A 5,576-nucleotide genomic window follows, 5' to 3' on the forward strand; every position below is an offset into this window, starting at 1 on the left:
CCTTGGGTGCGGGGACAGGATTTGAACCTGTGACCTTCAGGTTATGAGCCTGACGAGCTACCGGGCTGCTCCACCCCGCGTCAGGGTGTTTTGGATTGTGATGGCAGGGTGGACTTAAACTTTTTGTTTTCAGCACTTCCGGGCGGCGAACCGGGATCCACTTCGCCTGAAGTGCTGATGCGATATCCTTTTGGCGGACCTGGCGGCGACCTACTCTCCCGCGCCTTGAGACGAAGTACCATTGGCCCAGGGGGACTTAACGACCGAGTTCGGAATGGGATCGGGTGGGGAACCCCCGGCAAAGCCACCAGGTCAGCGAAAAGGATATCGTTCGCTCTTTGTGGGAGCGAATGATTTAAGAAGAAGACATCAGTGTCTGAAGTAGAGCCATGCGTTTGCATGGGTTTGACTGAAGAACGATCAAGCCTATCGAGCTATTAGTACCGGTAAGCTCCATGCGTCGCCGCACTTCCACACCCGGCCTATCAACGTGGTGGTCTTCCACGGCTCTCAGCGAGACCTTGTTTTGAGGTTAGTTTCCCGCTTAGATGCTTTCAGCGGTTATCTATTCCACACTTAGCTACCCTGCTGCACAGCTGGCGCCATGACAGGTCCACCAGAGGTGTGTCCATCCCGGTCCTCTCGTACTAGGGACAGATCCTCTCAAGTCTCGTACACCCACGGCAGATAGGGACCAAACTGTCTCACGACGTTCTGAACCCAGCTCACGTACCACTTTAATCGGCGAACAGCCGAACCCTTGGGACCTGCTCCAGCCCCAGGATGTGATGAGCCGACATCGAGGTGCCAAACTTTGCCGTCGATATGGACTCTTGGGCAAAATCAGCCTGTTATCCCTAGAGTACCTTTTATTCGTTGAGCGATGGCCCTTCCACGCAGGACCACCGGATCACTATGGCCGACTTTCGTCTCTGCTCGACTTGTCAGTCTCGCAGTCAGGCGGGCTTATGCCATTGCACTCGACGACCGATTTCCGACCGGTCTGAGCCCACCATCGCGCGCCTCCGTTACACTTTGGGAGGCGACCGCCCCAGTCAAACTGCCCGCCACGCCATGTCCCGGACCCGGATAACGGGCCGCGGTTAGACGTCAACAACAATAAGGGTGGTATTTCAAGGATGGCTCCCCCGGAACTGGCGCCCCGGATTCATAGCCTCCCACCTATCCTACACATGTTATTGCTAACGCCAAGGCGAAGCTGCAGTAAAGGTTCATAGGGTCTTTCCGTCTGACCGCGGGAACCCCGCATCTTCACGGGGAATTCAATTTCGCTGAGCCTGTGCTGGAGACAGTGGGGAAGTCGTTACGCCATTCGTGCAGGTCGGAACTTACCCGACAAGGAATTTCGCTACCTTAGGACCGTTATAGTTACGGCCGCCGTTTACCTGGGCTTCAATTCAGAGCTTGCACCCCTCCTTTTAACCTTCAGGCACCGGGCAGGCGTCAGACCCTATACGTCGCCTTGCGGCTTCGCAGAGCCCTGTGTTTTTGATAAACAGTCGCTACCCCCTGGCTTGTGCCACTCTCATCTGGTTGCCCAAAAGAGAGTCACGCTTATCCCGAAGTTACGCGTGCAATTTGCCGAGTTCCTTCAGCACAGTTCTCTCAAGCGCCTTGGTATACTCTACCTGCCCACCTGTGTCGGTTTCGGGTACGGTCTCCGTTGGAGTTATTTCCAGGGACCTGTTCACTGCCAGGAGCAATCCAATAAGCCCTGACAATTTACCAGATCCGTCACTTCCAACTGGTTCAGGAATATTCACCTGATTCCCATCGACTACGCCTTTCGGCCTCGCCTTAGGGGCCGACTAACCCTGCGCAGATTAGCTTTACGCAGGAACCCTTGGGCTTTCGGCGAGAGGGTCTCTCACCCTCTTTATCGCTACTCATGTCAGCATTCTCACTTCCGATACCTCCAGCAAGGCTCACGCCTCACCTTCATCGGCTTACGGAACGCTCCGCTACCGCGTGCACAGAGTGCACACCCATACCTTCGGCGACTGGCTTGAGCCCCGTTACATTTTCCGCGCAGGTTCGCTTGACCAGTGAGCTGTTACGCTTTCTTTAAATGATGGCTGCTTCTAAGCCAACATCCTGGTTGTCAAAGCAAACCCACATCGTTTCCCACTTAGCCAGTACTTGGGGGCCTTAGATGATGGTTAGGGTTGTTTCCCTTTTCACGACGGACGTTAGCACCCGCCGTGTGTCTCCCGGATAGTTCTCTTGGGTATTCGGAGTTTGATTAGAATTGGTAGAGATCGCTCCCCCCGCATCCATTCAGTGCTCTACCCCCCAAGGAATACGTCCGAGGCACTACCTAAATAGTTTTCGCGGAGAACCAGCTATGTCCAGGTTTGATTGGCCTTTCACCCCTATCCACAAGTCATCCGAGAATTTTTCAACATTCACCGGTTCGGTCCTCCAGTAAGTGTTACCTTACCTTCAACCTGCTCATGGATAGATCACCTGGTTTCGGGTCGTCATGCGACGTACTTATTCGCCCTATTCAGACTCGCTTTCGCTGCGCCTACACCTAACGGCTTAAGCTTGCACGGCACATGAAGTCGCTGACCCATTATACAAAAGGTACGCCGTCACCACGCTCGGTGGCTCCGACTGCTTGTAGGCTTCCGATTTCAGGATCTGTTTCACTCCCCTTGTCGGGGTGCTTTTCACCTTTCCCTCACGGTACTTGTTCGCTATCGGTCATTGAGGAGTACTTAGGCTTGGAGGGTGGTCCCCCCATGTTCAGACAGGATTTCACGTGTCCCGCCCTACTCGAGTCTGTCGCTATTTGACGCTTACGGGGCTATCACCCACTATGGCTGTACTTCCCAGTACATTCAGCTTTATGTCACGACAGCACTGGCCTGGTCCCGGTTCGCTCGCCACTACTACGGGAGTCTCGGTTGATGTCCTTTCCTCCGGGTACTGAGATGTTTCAGTTCCCCGGGTTTGCTTAATGAACCCTATGTATTCAGGTCATTATACCTCTTCTGATCAACCAATCCTCGTCCCGGCCGAAGCCGAAACAAAGTTGGGTGACCATAAAGGTGGGTTTCCCCATTCGGAGATAGCCGGATCAAAGGGTGCTCGCGCCTCCCCGGCTCTTATCGCAGCGTGCCACGTCCTTCATCGCCTCTCAATGCCAAGGCATCCGTCAGAAGCCCTTATGCGCTTGATCGTTCTCAGCAAAACCCATGCATAATCGTCTCTTGTCACTCACGTGAGAAGAGATCGAGCATGAGCTCTACCTTTAGTCAGACAATGATGTCTTCTTAAGTCCATCCTTAAACCAGGTCCGTATCCCAGGGGTGAGCTACGGTTGGCGGAGGAACCCTGCCTTCACAATGTCATTTCGCATCGTCACTGAGTGACGCTGCAAACTTGATCATTCCTCGATCGCGATATCTCGACCTACCCGATGGTAGGGAGATGGTGGAGCCAGACGGATTCGAACCGACGACATCCTGCTTGCAAAGCAGGCGCTCTACCAACTGAGCTATGGCCCCTCACACTCGGTGTGAGTTGCTTGCCCAGGAGAGCCTGGTCGGTGCGGTATCCGTAGGATGGAAGAGTGGTAGGCCCGATAAGACTTGAACTTATGACCTCACGCTTATCAAGCGTGCGCTCTAACCAACTGAGCTACGGGCCCATAGGCCGCTCAGATCAGATCCAAAGATCTGCTCCAGGGCTCGCGATCGCCTCGACGACCTAACGGCCATCAAGGAGTGGAAAGAGAAACGAAGACGGCGGCGATCCGCTCATTTGTGTGCGTCAAGCGCACTAATCGGAGCTTCAATAAACCCGAAGGCTTGGAGAAGCATCCTTAGAAAGGAGGTGATCCAGCCGCAGGTTCCCCTACGGCTACCTTGTTACGACTTCACCCCAGTCGCTGACCCTACCGTGGTCGCCTGCCTCTCTTGCGAGTTAGCGCAGCGCCTTCGGGTAAAGCCAACTCCCATGGTGTGACGGGCGGTGTGTACAAGGCCCGGGAACGTATTCACCGCGGCATGCTGATCCGCGATTACTAGCGATTCCAACTTCATGCTCTCGAGTTGCAGAGAACAATCCGAACTGAGACGACTTTTAGGGATTGGCTCCCCCTCGCGGGATTGCAGCCCTCTGTAGTCGCCATTGTAGCACGTGTGTAGCCCACCTTGTAAGGGCCATGAGGACTTGACGTCATCCCCGCCTTCCTCCGGATTAACTCCGGCAGTACGATTAGAGTGCCCAGCCAAACCTGATGGCAACTAATCGCGAGGGTTGCGCTCGTTGCGGGACTTAACCCAACATCTCACGACACGAGCTGACGACAGCCATGCAGCACCTGTGTCCCAGTCCCCGAAGGGAAAGCCAGATCTCTCTGGATGTCCAGGCATGTCAAAAGGTGGTAAGGTTCTGCGCGTTGCTTCGAATTAAACCACATGCTCCACCGCTTGTGCGGGCCCCCGTCAATTCCTTTGAGTTTTAATCTTGCGACCGTACTCCCCAGGCGGAGTGCTTAATGCGTTAGCTGCGTCACCGACATGCATGCATGCCGACAACTAGCACTCATCGTTTACGGCGTGGACTACCAGGGTATCTAATCCTGTTTGCTCCCCACGCTTTCGAGCCTCAGCGTCAGTAACGGACCAGTATGTCGCCTTCGCCACTGGTGTTCTTCCGAATATCTACGAATTTCACCTCTACACTCGGAGTTCCACATACCTCTTCCGTACTCAAGACTGCCAGTATCAAAGGCAATTCCAAGGTTGAGCCCTGGGCTTTCACCTCTAACTTAACAGTCCGCCTACGCTCCCTTTACGCCCAGTAATTCCGAGCAACGCTAGCCCCCTTCGTATTACCGCGGCTGCTGGCACGAAGTTAGCCGGGGCTTCTTCTCCGGGTACCGTCATTATCGTCCCCGGTGAAAGAATTTTACAATCCTAAGACCTTCATCATTCACGCGGCATGGCTGCGTCAGGCTTTCGCCCATTGCGCAAGATTCCCCACTGCTGCCTCCCGTAGGAGTTTGGGCCGTGTCTCAGTCCCAATGTGGCTGATCATCCTCTCAGACCAGCTACTGATCGTCGCCTTGGTGGGCCTTTACCCCACCAACTAGCTAATCAGACGCGGGCCGCTCTAATGGCGATAAATCTTTCCCCCGAAGGGCACATCCGGTATTAGCTCAAGTTTCCCTGAGTTGTTCCGAACCAAAAGGCACGTTCCCACGTGTTACTCACCCGTCCGCCACTAATCCCGAAGGATCCGTTCGACTTGCATGTGTTAGGCCTGCCGCCAGCGTTCGCTCTGAGCCAGGATCAAACTCTCAGGTTGAGTTGACATTGACCCAGACTTCCAGACCCAGGGAAAACCCAGGTCCAGGTAAATCTGGTTTGCATAGTTTCTTGACGAGTTCCCATCACACAATGACCAACTCCTAAGAGCCAGCCACCGTATTAATGGTGTCTTCAAGAGACCGCATTCGTCAGCGTCATTTGGTGAACCTAAAGTCCACCGCCAGAGCGCCGCCGCCTGCGTTTCTCTTTCCAAATCAACAATGTCAAAGACCC

Annotated in this window: 3 tRNA genes and 3 rRNA genes; all 6 read right to left on the minus strand. The window is 54.4% G+C overall.

From position 1 onward, the window contains the following. Window positions 1-3 precede the first annotated feature (3 nt). Window positions 4-80, minus strand: a tRNA-Met gene (locus E1H18_RS26255). A gap of 117 nt (window positions 81-197) precedes the next feature. After that, a 5S ribosomal RNA gene (gene rrf / locus E1H18_RS26260) occupies window positions 198-312 on the minus strand. A 104-nt stretch (window positions 313-416) separates the two neighbouring features. Further along, a 23S ribosomal RNA gene (locus E1H18_RS26265) occupies window positions 417-3,205 on the minus strand. A 252-nt stretch (window positions 3,206-3,457) separates the two neighbouring features. Then, a tRNA-Ala gene (locus E1H18_RS26270) sits at window positions 3,458-3,533 on the minus strand. A 66-nt stretch (window positions 3,534-3,599) separates the two neighbouring features. Next, window positions 3,600-3,676 (minus strand) — tRNA-Ile (locus E1H18_RS26275). 178 nt (window positions 3,677-3,854) lie between these two features. Then, window positions 3,855-5,340 (minus strand): 16S ribosomal RNA (locus E1H18_RS26280). Together the 16S, 23S and 5S rRNA genes with 3 tRNA genes alongside form the textbook arrangement of a ribosomal RNA operon. Between the last annotated feature and the right edge of the window lie 236 nt (window positions 5,341-5,576).

The organism is Caulobacter sp. RHG1 (assembly GCF_013181195.1).
In the GTDB taxonomy this organism is placed as follows: Bacteria; Pseudomonadota; Alphaproteobacteria; order Caulobacterales; family Caulobacteraceae; genus Caulobacter.